12 protein-coding genes and 1 pseudogene are annotated in these 13,041 nt (G+C 60.4%); 11 read left to right on the forward strand and 2 right to left on the reverse strand.

Going from position 1 to position 13,041, the window contains the following annotated elements:
- Positions 1-297 precede the first annotated feature (297 nt).
- The 11 genes and pseudogenes from V1280_RS02680 to V1280_RS46705 all read left to right on the forward strand — a co-directional run bounded on the left by V1280_RS02680 (position 298) and on the right by V1280_RS46705 (position 11,376).
- Positions 298-549 (forward strand): hypothetical protein, encoded by a 252-nt coding sequence (locus V1280_RS02680; protein WP_334518726.1) that lies wholly within the window; start codon positions 298-300, stop codon positions 547-549.
- Positions 550-1,097: 548 nt separating this feature from the next.
- Positions 1,098-3,953 carry an ATP-binding protein gene (locus tag V1280_RS02685; protein ID WP_334518728.1) on the forward strand — a complete coding sequence of 952 codons (2,856 nt, stop codon included), beginning with the start codon at positions 1,098-1,100 and terminating at the stop codon, positions 3,951-3,953.
- Between the two features lie 293 nt (positions 3,954-4,246).
- Positions 4,247-4,393 carry a hypothetical protein gene (locus V1280_RS02690; protein WP_334518730.1) on the forward strand — a complete coding sequence of 49 codons (147 nt, stop codon included), beginning with the start codon at positions 4,247-4,249 and terminating at the stop codon, positions 4,391-4,393.
- A gap of 249 nt (positions 4,394-4,642) precedes the next feature.
- A complete protein-coding gene (locus tag V1280_RS02695) occupies positions 4,643-4,927 on the forward strand; it encodes a hypothetical protein (RefSeq protein ID WP_442895102.1) in 285 nt (94 codons plus the stop codon).
- A 508-nt stretch (positions 4,928-5,435) separates the two neighbouring features.
- Positions 5,436-6,098 carry a carboxymuconolactone decarboxylase family protein gene (locus V1280_RS02700; RefSeq protein WP_334518732.1) on the forward strand — a complete coding sequence of 221 codons (663 nt, stop codon included), beginning with the start codon at positions 5,436-5,438 and terminating at the stop codon, positions 6,096-6,098.
- 67 nt (positions 6,099-6,165) lie between these two features.
- Positions 6,166-6,870, forward strand: coding sequence for a glutathione binding-like protein (locus tag V1280_RS02705; RefSeq protein ID WP_334538136.1), 705 nt, complete (start codon positions 6,166-6,168; stop codon positions 6,868-6,870).
- Between the two features lie 44 nt (positions 6,871-6,914).
- Positions 6,915-7,475 carry a 2,4'-dihydroxyacetophenone dioxygenase family protein gene (locus V1280_RS02710; protein WP_442895103.1) on the forward strand — a complete coding sequence of 187 codons (561 nt, stop codon included), beginning with the start codon at positions 6,915-6,917 and terminating at the stop codon, positions 7,473-7,475.
- Positions 7,472-8,296 carry an alpha/beta fold hydrolase gene (locus V1280_RS02715; protein WP_334518734.1) on the forward strand — a complete coding sequence of 275 codons (825 nt, stop codon included), beginning with the start codon at positions 7,472-7,474 and terminating at the stop codon, positions 8,294-8,296. Before V1280_RS02710 ends, V1280_RS02715 begins: the two co-directional genes overlap by 4 nt.
- Before the next feature lie 12 nt (positions 8,297-8,308).
- Positions 8,309-9,250 (forward strand): D-2-hydroxyacid dehydrogenase family protein, encoded by a 942-nt coding sequence (locus V1280_RS02720; protein ID WP_334518736.1) that lies wholly within the window; start codon positions 8,309-8,311, stop codon positions 9,248-9,250.
- Between the two features lie 48 nt (positions 9,251-9,298).
- Positions 9,299-10,414 carry an SDR family oxidoreductase gene (locus V1280_RS02725; protein ID WP_334518737.1) on the forward strand — a complete coding sequence of 372 codons (1,116 nt, stop codon included), beginning with the start codon at positions 9,299-9,301 and terminating at the stop codon, positions 10,412-10,414.
- Positions 10,415-10,474: 60 nt separating this feature from the next.
- Positions 10,475-11,376: pseudogene (locus V1280_RS46705) on the forward strand (SDR family NAD(P)-dependent oxidoreductase).
- Here V1280_RS46705 and V1280_RS02740 read toward each other — a convergent pair.
- Both V1280_RS02740 and V1280_RS02745 read right to left on the reverse strand, forming a co-directional pair.
- Positions 11,373-11,786 (reverse strand): RidA family protein, encoded by a 414-nt coding sequence (locus tag V1280_RS02740; protein ID WP_334518738.1) that lies wholly within the window; start codon positions 11,784-11,786, stop codon positions 11,373-11,375. The pseudogene V1280_RS46705 and the gene V1280_RS02740 overlap by 4 nt on opposite strands.
- A gap of 27 nt (positions 11,787-11,813) precedes the next feature.
- Positions 11,814-13,034 (reverse strand): acyl-CoA dehydrogenase family protein, encoded by a 1,221-nt coding sequence (locus V1280_RS02745; RefSeq protein ID WP_334518740.1) that lies wholly within the window; start codon positions 13,032-13,034, stop codon positions 11,814-11,816.
- Between the last annotated feature and the right edge of the window lie 7 nt (positions 13,035-13,041).

A 13,041-nucleotide genomic window follows, 5' to 3' on the forward strand; every position in this document is an offset into this window, starting at 1 on the left:
CGCAGACCCAGGCGCCCCCCGGAGTTCGCCAACAAGGTAACGAGGGGATGACGAGGCTGAGTGGCTCGTTCCCTTTATCAGCGACGGGTTGCTGATCTGTTGGCTTTATCTGGTGTACGGGTACCACGGCGCGAACTGGTTCTTTTGGACATTCGGCTCGCTCTTGCTCGTGGGCTGGTGGGACAATCGGCTCGGCATTTTTGGGCGCGGCCGGCTCGACCGCGATGCTTCATCGCGACCGTCACGCTTACCCTTTCATGCCTCGATGGGTGGGATCCCACGGCCAGAGTTCCGGCGATGAGCAGCAACGTGCCCTTGCAGATGATGGACGTCGTCCTGCTGGCGGTGTCGCTGGTTCTCTTGAGACAAGACGTGGCGACACCACGCAATAATGAGCAGGACATGCAGCGTGAGACGCCGCCGGGCGCTGAATGCTTACAGGCGGTTTTATGCTCATTCCACGGAGGAATGAATGACACCGCCGCGGCGCATCGGCCGCCGCGACACGGAATGGGTGAGTTTGCCCACCCGTCAGGCCGGGTCGCATGAAGGAAGAATCGGTTGTCGAGCCGGTCTAGGCGGCAAGCGACACGCACATCATTTCGCTTCGGCAGAGGGTGAACACGAAGATCGGCGGTCGCGAAAACATCGGTGATGCCGATTTGGGGCTCATCAGGTCGAGCATCTCGACAGCGTCAGTGGGCGGTTGGAGATCAACACCTGAGGGCGAGACGCGCGGACAGACGTTCGTTGCCGGCCAGCCAGCGTGGTGCAGTTGGATGATTTGGGCAGGGGTTTTGCAATCGTACCTATTCTTGAACGGAATATACGCGGGAGCGCTTGCCCGAAAGACGCCCGTTGCTCTTGATCGAAACGGCCCGAAGCCGGGCTTCAAGCTTGTCGGCCCCGCAGGGCTGTCGTATCCTCTGTCTTCACGGTAGTTTCGGAGCGAGGCCGCGACATTGCTCGGACGAGCGGAGGCGCCGGCAGCGGACTCGCCGCGGCACGGTATAGGGCGGTAGAGATAAGGCGGATCCTTCGGGGGCTCCCTTCGCAAGGAGATGCGCGATGCCGAGCAAACTACGCGGGATGTATGTATGAACGGCCACCGTGATGTTCGCCCCGGGGACGTGCTTTCCTTTGGCCCCTTCAGTCTGTTCGTGGGCAGCAGATTCCTCAAGAAGGCCGATGAGACGATACCGCTTGGCGGACGCGCTCTCGATGTCCTGATCGCGCTGACGGTGCGGGCTGGCGAGGTGGTCAGCTACAGCGAGCTGCTTTCGCTCGCATGGCCTAACGTAACGGTGGATGAGGCCAATCTCCGTGTCCAGATTGCAGCGTTACGGAAAGCCCTCGGTGAAGGGAGGGGGGCTCGCTACATATCGAACGTTGCCGGTCGCGGTTACTGCTTTGTTGCGCCTTTGTCGCATTCGACAGGCAGCCTGACTGTCGCTGAAGGAGTTGCGGACGGCGAGCGGCCCGGGAAACTGCCACCGCGATTGGCGCGCATGGTCGGTCGAGATGAAGCTGTTCGAGCTGTATCGGAACAGCTCGCCACGGGTCGGTTCGTCAGCATTGTCGGCCCAGGCGGTATCGGCAAGACCACCGTCGCCATTTCGGTTGCACATGCATTGCTGAATGGCTTCTGCGGCGCCGTTTCCTTCGTCGATTTAAGCGTATTGACAAATCCTCAGCTCATTCCAACCGCAGTTGCCTCGGCGCTCGGCTTCATGATCCAGGCTCAAGATCCCTTCGCGAGTCTCGTGGCATTTATAGGCGATAAAAAGCTCCTCTTGATCCTCGACAATTGTGAGCACATGATCGACTCGGCAGCTGAATTGGCTGAACGGGTCGTCAGCGAAGCGCCACAAGCACATATCCTGGCCACCAGCCGCGAAGCGCTCCGTGTCGAAGGCGAACGCGTGCACTTTTTGTATTCACTCGATTGTCCACCCGAGCACGCCGACCTCATCGCCGCCGAAGTGCTTGGATATCCGGCTGCTCAGCTCTTCATGGAGCGGGCTGCGGCCAGTGGCTATAAAACCGCTCTGAGCGACGATGAAGCGCCGATCGTCGCAGCGATCTGTCGTCGACTTGATGGTGTCGCGCTCGCTATCGAACTCGCCGCAAGCCGTGCGGGCACTCTTGGTATTCGTGGAATCGCCGAGCTGCTCGATAATCGCTTCAGCTTGCTCTGGCATGGACGCAGAACCGCGCTACCTCGACACCAGACCTTGAACGCTATGCTCGATTGGAGCTACAATCTTCTCCCCGAGCATGAGAGAGCTGTTCTTCGCCGGCTCTCGGTATTCGTGGGGGATTTCACGGTTGAGGCTGCTTGCTCTGTTGCGTCCGAGACGCAAAGCGACGAGGCGAGCACTAAAGATGCACTCGATAGCTTACTCGCAAAGTCGCTGATATCCACAAGCTGGATGTTCGGCTCGACATATTATCGACTGCTCGATGCGACTCGCGCATATGCGCGAGCAAAGCTCGCCGATCAAGGGGAGATAACTCGTGTCGCTCGCCGTCATGCAGAATACTATTCCGCGTTTCTCCGAAGCGACGATGTCATCCATTCAAGGATCGGCAAGCAGGATCTTTCAGGATATACTCCACAGATAGGGAACGTGCGGGCGGCGCTCGAGTGGGCATTGTCGGATCGTAAGGATCAAGGCTTCGGAGTAACACTTGTCGCGCAATCTGCGCCGCTGTTGCTGGGCCTCTCTCTGTTGGAAGAGTGTAGACGATATTGCGAAAGCGCGCTGGCGGCTCTCGATGACACTGGCGATTGCACCAGAACGGAGATGGTTCTCCAGGAGTCCTTAGCGCTTGCATCGATGTACACCCGCGGAAATGACGGCAAGGTTCGCGCTGCAATCGAACGCGGTCTCGCGCTTGCCGAAGCGCTTGAGGACAGATCGCGCCAATTACAGCTCTTGGCGAGCTTGAATCTGCTCCTGGTCCGGCAAGGTGACCTTCTCGGCGCTAGGGCGACTGTCGAACGTGGAAGGGATATAGCACAAGCGATCTCAGACCCTGCTGGTCTTATCTGGTCCAAGTGGATGATGGGTGTTTCGTATCACGTGGGTGGAGATCAGGCTGCGGCTCAGTGTCACCTCGAAAATGGAATGTCGCTTGCTGCCGAAAGCGGCTCACACCATGCCAACTACTTTGGGAGCGTCAATCGCATAGGAGCCATGGTGGCTCTCGCTCGAGTCTTGTGGCTACGCGGGTTTCCCGATCGCGCACTAAGAATTGCGAAAGATGCCATTGATGAGATGAGCCGCGGCCGAAATCATCCCGTATCCGTTTGCACTTCTCTTCTCTATGGCGGTTCGGTTATTTTCTGGACCGGGAATCTCACCATGGCCTGGGGGTTAGTTGAACAATTAATAGCTCATGCTGGACAACACTCGTTGAGACCGTATCGGGCCGCGGGTATCGGCTTGAAGGGAGAACTGCAGGTCGCGAGAGACGAGGCGCCGGCAGGAATTGAGTCGCTGAGGGAAGCTTTAGAAATCATGCAGGTTGAACAGTATAATGTGGTTCGTGCCACCCTCATGGGTGCACTCGCAGAGGGACTTCGAAAGACCGAACGGTTAGAAGAGGCGCTCGCAACGGTCAACGACGCGATTGCCGGGTCGACCGATACGGGCGCGGAATTTGACGTGCCAGAACTGCTGCGAATTAAAGCGCAGATCCTCGCAGCGCGAGGGGACCATAAATCCGCCAGGAGTTGTTTGAAGAGGTCGATTGCTAAAGCGCAGGCACAACATGCGCTCAGCCTTGAACTCAGGTCGGCGATAACACTTGCCGGCCTGCTACGGCGCGAAGGCAAGACTGCCGAAGCTCGCCAATGCCTGGCAAGTGTATTCGAACGATTCACGGAAGGTTTCGAGACTGCGGATCTCAGGGTGGCGCGTGGGGTCCTTGAAGAGCTTCGCCCATAATTTCAGACGGGTGGAGCATACGGCGGGTCAGCTTGTCTGGGTCTTCCAAGCCGCAAAATAAACTCATCGTGCTAGTGATCACGCCGCGCAATCGCCGCGATTTCTGACGGCCGGCTCCCCGTCCGAGAGGGGCGGGCATGTCCACTTTTAACAATCTCTTAGAACGTTTAACTCGCCCTCGCAGGAGGAGCGCGCCACGCTTTGTGAGCAATGGGCTCTTTTCTGACTCCGGCTGCGAGAAGAACGCGCATTAGCGCCATGAGCGTTGTACCGAGCGGAAGAGTGCAACGAATTTGGCGGACAAACGTTGGCGCGGCGCGGCCCGCATCTTCGAAATGATGGGTGCCACAGATCAACAGGAGGCAAATATGAGCAAACTGTTCTCGCCGGTCAACATGGACTATCCGTCATACGACCAGATTGAGCCGTATGCGCTCTAGCTTCCGGTCAAAGTTGTGGCGCGCCCACGGGCCCGTTCCGAGCGATTGGTAAGTCCAGCGTCGCTTCTGCCGATTTAACAACCTCAGCCAGGGGTGAGAAGATGAGGCAGTTTGTCGAGCGTCGTCAATTCGCAATGGCCTTCAACCCACATGCCAAGTCCAGGTTCGTCGACCAACGGTCCAGTTGACCTTCCACCCCTGATAGCAGCCTTCGTAGAGGCCACGAACGACCTCGACTTGGATCGGCTGATGAGTACGTTTTCAGACGACGCGCTCGTCAACGATCAGCTACGTGACTACTGGGGCAAAGCGGCAATTAGGAGCTGGGCAGAGCGGGATATCATCGGCGAAAGACTGACCATCACTGTCACGAAAATTGTGAGCCATCACAGCAATTTCGTTGTCACCGCCAACGTTGACGGGAATTTTGACAAGCGCGGTTTGCCGGACCCTCTGGTCTTGGCCTTTTATTTCACGTCGCATAATGAATTTATTGTTCAACTGATCATTTTGCGCAATCGCCGCGATATCTGACGATCAGGTCGCCTGTGTCGTTGCGGCGGGTTCACGTTTAACAATCTATTAGAAAATTTAACTCGCTTTCGTGGAAGGATCGCGCCACGCTTCGGCGAGCAGTCAGGTCAAGTACACCAGATCGGGAGGCCGCGGATAGCTCGGTTGCAGGTGCTCCTCGGCTCCGAAATTCGGATCGACGTGTACGATACGTGCATTGGAATCCCCGACGAGCAAATAGAAGAACTTCGAAGCATTCACCCGGCTTGATACCGCACAATGCGAGGGCCTCGGCATTGGTCTCCTCATCGTGTGGCAGGCGCTCGGAATCTTGGGGCTTCGCTTCGACGTCGCTCTTCAGTCCCCGCCGCGGGTCTCGCTTTTCCATTTCGTCGCGCGATCCGAAGAGGGAGAGAACGAAGCCGACACAGGAGAGAAACGGCGAGCACAAGGGAGGGAGTCTCGTGAGCACTCCCGGGACCGTGGCCGCCGGCTCGTTTGCGCAAGGACCCATTCCCCGCCGGAATGAATGATATCGCCGGATCGCGCCTGCCGCAGCGCCGGGGAATGGGTGAGGGTGCGGTCCTACGTTTTGACCATGAGAAGGGAGAGAGAAATGATCAACGGATTTACGCTTTACGACACGAAAACTGCGCCGGCGGCTTCCGCCGAAATCCTCAACGTTGTTCAGAAGTCTTGGGGTTTCGTGCCCAACCTGCACCGCGTCCTCGCACAGAGCCCGGCAGCACTTGAGGCTTACAGCACCCTTTGGGGGATCGCCGAAAAGACAAGCTTCACCCCGCAAGAGCGCAACATTGTCTACCTCGCCATCATCTACGAGAACGAGTGCACTTATTGCATGGCCGGCCACACCAATCTGTCGCGTATGGCCAAAGTGGCGCCGGAGGCGATTTCCGCCGTCCGCGAGGGCCGCCCCATCGCCGACGCGAAGCTCGAGGCCTTGCGCCAGTTCGCGGCCAAGGTCACCCGGCAGCGCGGCGTCGTGAGCCAGGCCGACGTCGCCGCCTTCAAGGCCGCGGGCTACGACAATCAGTCGGTGCTGGACGTGCTCGTCCTCGCCGCTACCAAGCTCATCTCCAACTACACCAATCATCTCGCCGAGACCCCGAACGATTCGTTCATGAAGGGTGCCGAGTGGAATGCGCCCGGCAAACTGAAGCCGGCCGCCTGACAGCATCGAAGGCCGCCCTCGCTTCTGCGCGGGAGGCCTTCGCGCCTGGCGCATAAGGAGACCGATGATGATCGAGCTCTACTACTGGCCCACGCCGAACGGCCACAAGATCACGATGTTCCTGGAGGAGGCCGGGCTGGAATACGCGATCCATCCTGTCGACATCAGCGCTGGTGATCAATTCAAGCCCGACTTTCTCGCGATCTCGCCGAATAATCGCATGCCGACGATCATCGACACTGCGCCGGTCGACGGAGGCAAGGCGATCAGCGTATTCGAGTCGGGCGCCATCCTGCTGTATCTGGCCGAGAAGACCGGCCGCTTCCTTCCGAAGGATACCCGCGGCCGTAAGACCGCGACGGAGTGGCTGTTCTGGCAGGTCGGTGGCCTAGGGCCGATGGCCGGACAGAACCACCATTTCGGGGTCTACGCGCCGACCACGATCCCGTACGCAATCGACCGCTACGTCAAGGAGACGAACCGTCTCTACGGGGTCCTCGATCGCCACCTCGAAAACCGCGCATTCATCGTCGGCGACACCTACAGCATCGCCGACATGGCATCCTATCCATGGGTCGTTCCGTGGAAGCGGCAGCAGCAGAATCTGGGCGACTTCCCGAACCTGCGGCGCTGGTTCGATGCGGTGCGCCAGCGCCCCGGCACGCAACGGGCCTACGCGAAAGGCGAACCATACTCGGGCCGCCCTGCGGTTACGGAAGACGGAAAGAAGATCCTTTTCGGGCAAACAGCGAGCAGGGCGTCGGTGGCCTGACGGAGGGATCAAACTTCATTTCACGCGATGGAAGGAGAACAGCCATGAAGTCCTCGTCGGAGAAGATGCAGGCGTCTGAAAGCAGGCCCATCGATCAAAGGAAGATCGCTTACCAGAAACCGCAGCCCGTCGGCATGGTGCAGGATGTATTCATTGGCTCTGCGCTGGAGCTTGACGGGGACGAACGGGAATGGGTTCCGCAATCGCCTACCGTCGCCTTCAGGCCGCTCGTGCTCAATGTGAGTCAAGGCTACTACGTCAACATCCTTCGGGTCCGATCCTCGGGTGTGTTGTCGCGCCACCGACATTCCGGACCGGTGCATGCCTTCACGTTGCGCGGAATCTGGCGGTACCTCGAGCACGACTGGGTCGCGTCCCCTGGCGATTACGCGTTCGAGCCGCCTGGCGAGACGCACACGCTTGTCGTTCCGGATGACGTCAAGGAGATGGCCACGCTCTTCCACGTGACCGGCGGGTACACGTACGTCGATCCTTACGGGGAGGCGCTCGGGTACGAAGATGTCTTCACCAAGCTCGAACACGCCATGCAGCACTACGAAGCCGTCGGCCTCGGCAAGGACCATGTGAAGAGGATCGTGCGATGACGAGAAGAGAGACTGTCGATCTGGGTGGCTGGCCGATCAGCTATCTGACGGCCGGCAAAGGCGGCCCCTTGGTGCTCCTCCTTCACGGCACCTATTGGAGCCGCGTCTGGCAGCCTGTGCTCGAGGGCATCGCTGCCGCTGGTCTCCGCCCGGTGGCGGTCGATTTCCCGGGCTTCGGCCGCTCCGGAGGTGAACTCGCCCTCAGCGACGCTTCGGTACCGCGTCTTTCGGCCTGGCTCGTGCGTTTCCTCCGAGCGCTCGGGCACCAAGGCCCAGTCATGGTTGGCGGCCACGACATCGGTGGAGGCGTCGCGCAGCATCTGATGCTTGCCAACGAGGTGGAGGTGCCGCGCGTTGCCGTCGTGAATGGTATCATGTACGATTCATGGCCAGTACCTGGCGTTGCCCGCTTCCGGGATCCGGCGGTCGCTGCGGCAACGACGCGCGACGATATTTTGGCTGCGCGTCGCGTATCGGTCGTTAAGGCGCTCGGACGTCCGGCCGGCGAGGCCGAGATCGCGGAGTATCTCGATCCTTGGACGGATCCACGGGTCGCCCGATCCTGGCTGGCGCTCGCGGGCGCTGCCGACCATCGCTACACCATGGAGATGTCGCCGGCATTACTGCTGTCCAGGAAACCAAAGCTCTTGGTGTGGGGCGAGGACGACCCGTTTCAGACCATCGACTACGCCGAACGCTACGCTCGGGAGATCCCGGAAACGCGGCTCGTCCGGATCAAGTCGGCCGGACACATTCCGATGGAGAACGATCCCAAGGCGGTAGCTGGAGCTTTGGCCGAGTTCTTCGCCGCCGAACGCTGACGGAGGGCTGCAATGAAGGTTGCCATCCTCGACGATTACCAGGATGTGGCGCTACGGCTCGCTGACTGGTCTGACGTCCGTCGGCACGCCGAGATCGTCGTGTTCAATGACCACGTGGGCGAGCCCTCGGCAGTCATCGAACGGTTGCGACCGTTCGATGTGGTGTGCGTGATGCGCGAGCGCACACCGCTTCCAAGGGAGATCCTGCAGCAGCTACCAAACCTCAAGCTGATAGCTTCGACGGGACCGCGAAACGCGTCCATCGACGGCCAGGCCGCGACCGATCTCGGCATCGCGGTCACCGCGACGGGCTACGATTCAACCCCGACCATCGAGTTCACCTGGTCGCTGATCCTGGCGAACATGCGGGTCATCGACCGAGAGGCAGCGTCGCTCAAGGCGGGTGGATGGCAGACCGGTCTCGGTTCGAACCTGCGAGGCAAAACGCTCGCGGTCGTCGGATTGGGCAACATCGGGAAAGAGGTCGCCCGGATCGGCCTTGCCTTTGGCATGAAGGTGATCGCCTGGAGCCAGAACCTGACCGAGGAGAAGGCCAGCGCCGCAGGCGCCGATCTCGTCGACAAGCAGACGCTTTTCCGCGAGGCGGATGTCGTCACGGTGCATCTCGTCCTGAGCGGTCGCACAAGGGCCCTGATTGGGCCGTCCGAGCTTGCGTTGATGAAGCCGACGGCGAGGCTCGTCAACACGTCGCGCGGCCCGATCGTGGACGAAGCGTCTCTGATCGAAGCGTTGCAGGCGCGCCGGATCGCCGGCGCCGCCGTCGATGTGTTCGATATGGAGCCGTTGCCGATCGATCATCCCTTCCGGAAACTGGAAAACGTCCTGGCGACGCCTCACATCGGCTACGTGACCGAAGATCTCTATCGGACCTTCTACGGCGATGCCGCAGCCAGCATCACGAAGTGGCTCGAGGCCAACGCCGCGACTGCGTGACCGTCCTCACGCGCGACAAACACGTACTAGACAACGAGGATAGAAATCATGAGCACGACCAATCAGAATAAAGACATTCCGAAGAAGGTCTTGATCACAGGTGCAAGCGGCCTGCTGGGCGTCGCGGCCATCGAGAGATTTCTTGACGTGGGTTGGGAGGTGGTCGGCGTCTCGCGCCGCAAGCCAGAGCTGCCGAGCGGCCGCAACGTAGACTTTCTTTCGGTCGATTTGCGTGACCAGGAAAAGACCCGCGCCGCATTCGAACCGCTGACCGACGTCACGCACATCGCCTATACGGCTCTCTACGAAAAGCCCGAGCTGGTCGCCGGCTGGTCGAGCAAGGATCAGATCGAGACCAACAATGCCATGCTGCGCAACGTGGTCGAGCCGATCGTCCGCGGCGCCAGGAATTTCCAGCACATCAGCATCCTGCAGGGAACGAAGGTCTACGGTGTCCACCTGCATCCCATTCCCATCCCGGCTCGCGAACGTGATGCCCGCAAGGATCACCCGAACTTTTTCTTCGACCAGGAAGCCTATGTCGGCGAGATGGGTGCCAAGCACGGTTTCAACTACACAGCTCTACGGCCGCAGCTCGTCACCGGTCCAACCCCAGGGGCTCTGAACGTTCTCCCCGCTATCGGAGTCTACGCGGCGATCCGCCGCGAGAAGGGGGAGCCGTTCGGCTTCCCGGGAGGTCCGTCGTTCGTTTGGGAAGCGGCCGATGCAGATCTCGTCGCGGACGTGGCGGTCTGGGCCGGGCAATCGCCTCAGGCAGCGAACGAGGCTCTCAACATCACCAACGGCGACGTGTTCGAGTGGCGCAATGTGTGGCCGGGCATCGCCGAGACCCTTGGCGTCAAGGCCGGACCGGACATGCCGACGAGCGTGACGGCCTACCTCGCCGAAAACGCCGCGATCTGGGACAAGATCGTCGCGAAGTATGGTCTTCGCTCGCGCGACCTGCGGGAGCTGGTCGGCCAAGGGGACCAGCATGCTGACTTCGCGTTCGCCTATGGCGCACCGGCGGGACCGCGAGCCTTCGTGAGTACCATCAAGCTGCGCCAGGCCGGGTTCGCAAAGACGGTTGATACCGAGATATCGTTCCGCAGCGCGCTGCAGTCTCTGATCGACCGCAAACTCCTGGCTCCAGCGTCCAAATGATCCGCGGTTTGTGCGCGGCGCCCTGGTTGCTAAAATCGCTGATCTGAAAGGAGAAGAATGATGCTCAGGCTACAGGGTAAAGTGGCGGTGGTTACAGGCCGCAGCAGTGGCCTGGGGCTCGCGACGGCCCAGCGGTTTGCGAGGGAGGGGGCATTCGTCTACATCACCGGTCGCCGCCAGGACGAACTTAACATGGCGATTGCCCTCATTGGAGACCGTGCGGCCGCCGTTCGAGGGGACGTGCAGAGCTTGCAGGATCTCGATGGGCTTTTCGACAGGATCAAGAGCGAGAAGGGGAAGATCGATATCCTGGTCGCGAACGCGGGCTTCATCGATCCGGAAGCGCTCGTCGAGGTCACGGAGAAGAATTTCGATCAGACCTTCGGCATCATCGTACGCGGGCTTCTCTTCACAGTTCAGAAGGCGCTGCCTCTCTTCCGTGATGGAGGCGCCATCGTCCTGATTTCCTCCATTGCCGCGTTCAAGGGCATTCCGCGCTACACTACAGCGCGACCAAGGCAAGCGTTCGCTCGTTCGTGCGAACGTGGACTGCCGAACTCAAGGACCGCGGCATTCGTGTCAACGCGATCAGCCCGGGCGCGATCGACACGCCCATCATCGACGCGCAGGCCCCGACGAAGGAAGGCGCTGACGCTATCCGGGCGAGCTTTAGGGCTGCTACTCCGCGCGACCGGCTTGGGTATTGCAGCGCGTTGCGGCGTACAGAAAGGTCGGAGCTTGGTGGGTCCAAGCCTCAGTTGAGGAAGGCAGCTCTTGGCGTAGAGCGGACGCTCGGCCAGTCCCGCTTGTCTCAGAAGGGCAGCGTGAACGCCGGCGAGGGCCGCCGACGGCTAGAGGCGATAGCCCGAAGACGGCGGACACCAACCCGCCAGCAAAGGCGCCCCGGCTTCTTGCGAAGCCGGGGCGGTCAGTCTGGGAGAAGAGCGTTTGTTGGTCTTTAGTTGCGGGCAGCAGCAACAGCCTTGATCTCGATGATCAGACCCGGCCGCGCGAGTCCAGCGATGTCGAGGATGGTCCACGTAGGAAAGGGCTCCGGAACGTACTGGCTTTTGATCTTCGCGAATTCCGCGAGGTGCGTGCTGAGCCCCACGTGATAGGAGACGAGTTCGACGAGATCCGACATCTCGCAGCCGGTTTCCTCGAGCACCAGCTTCAATCGCTCGAATGCGTTGATGAACTGCTGCTTCGGCTTCTCAGGGATCGAACCATCAGCGTTAAGGCCGATCTGCCCGGCTACGAAGACGAGACCACCGGCTTTCACCGCGGACGAATACTGGAACTTGTCGAAGATCGTATCGCCGCCGGCAGCGGCGAAGATAGGATTCTTGGAGGCGTAGGTCTTCTTGGTCATGGAACATCCTTACTTTCGATTGGTGGCTCAAAGGCGGGTGGCGGGCGCCAGTTCGAGACCGAGCAGGAGGCGACCGTAGGCCTCTGAGATCGGTTCGGGCTGAAGCAGAAAATGCGAACTCATTGCGTGGATGTCGCGGAACAGACGCTCGATCCGCGTGCCCTCCGGAAGCAGTGATCCGCCGAGCGACGCGAAAAGTCGCTGCGCAGAGGTGAGCGCTTGCCGCGACGCAATGGCGACCTTCGTTCGGCTGAGGCCTCTTTCCTCGAGAGACAAGGTTCCGCTTACACGGATCTGCCTTTCGATCGACGCCGTCTCGGACAACAGAAAATCGCGCAGAAAGCTCATGCTTGCCGCGCTGGTTCCGGCGTCGACCTGGGCGATCTTGTCGTTGATCTGAGCCTGTTGGTTGCCAGAGCTGATGCGGCTGCGCATGATCTTGATAGCTTCCTCGCTGCAGGCGCTTGCGACGCCGAGAGTAGGGGCAAGGACCGACATGGCGTTGGCCGTGTTCAGCGGGAAATCGTAGACGGGCTCGGTGTTGGGACAGGTGGGGTGCTTCTTCCCAGCCTGAAGCTCGGCCCAGCTCATGAAGCGATGCGAGGGTACGAAGGCCTTGGTGAGCGCGACGTTCTTGCTGCCCGTACCGCGCATGCCCATCACGCGCCAACTCTGATGATCGATTGTGAATTCGGATTGGGGCACCAGCACCACGTGCGGGGCGGGCGCGCCACCCTTGTCGGGGATGTTGATGAGAATGCCCAGCCAGTGGGAGACGTCGACGCCGGATGCGTATCGCCATCGACCGCTCAGCACGATTCCATCCTGTGTCGCCTCGACAACGATGTCCTGGCCGACGCCACCGGTCAGCATCGGCACGATCGGAGAAACGCCGTCGGCGAAGACATCGGCCTGAGCTTCCGCGGAGAACTTGCCCAGCATGATGATGTTGGCGCTGGTCAATCCGGCGAGCCAAGCGCTCGAGGAGCATCCGCGCCCGACGTGGAAGGTGGCCTGCCAGGCATATTGTGGGGAAGCTCCGTACCCTCCGAAACGGGAGGGCCGCATCAGATCGAACACACCGGTCTCGAACAACCGTTCCGCGACGTCGGCTGGAATCCGGCGCGCCTCCTCGATCCGGCCAGCCTGCTCGCTGAGCCACGGAACGAGGGCTGCAGTCTTCTCGATCACTTTTTCGGGTCCTGCTTCGATCGAAGCGGAGCCGGCGGTCCGTTGGGCCAAGGCCATTGCGATT

Origin of the sequence: Bradyrhizobium sp. AZCC 2230 (assembly GCF_036924495.1) — a bacterium.
Taxonomy (GTDB): Bacteria; Pseudomonadota; Alphaproteobacteria; order Rhizobiales; family Xanthobacteraceae; genus Bradyrhizobium; species Bradyrhizobium rifense.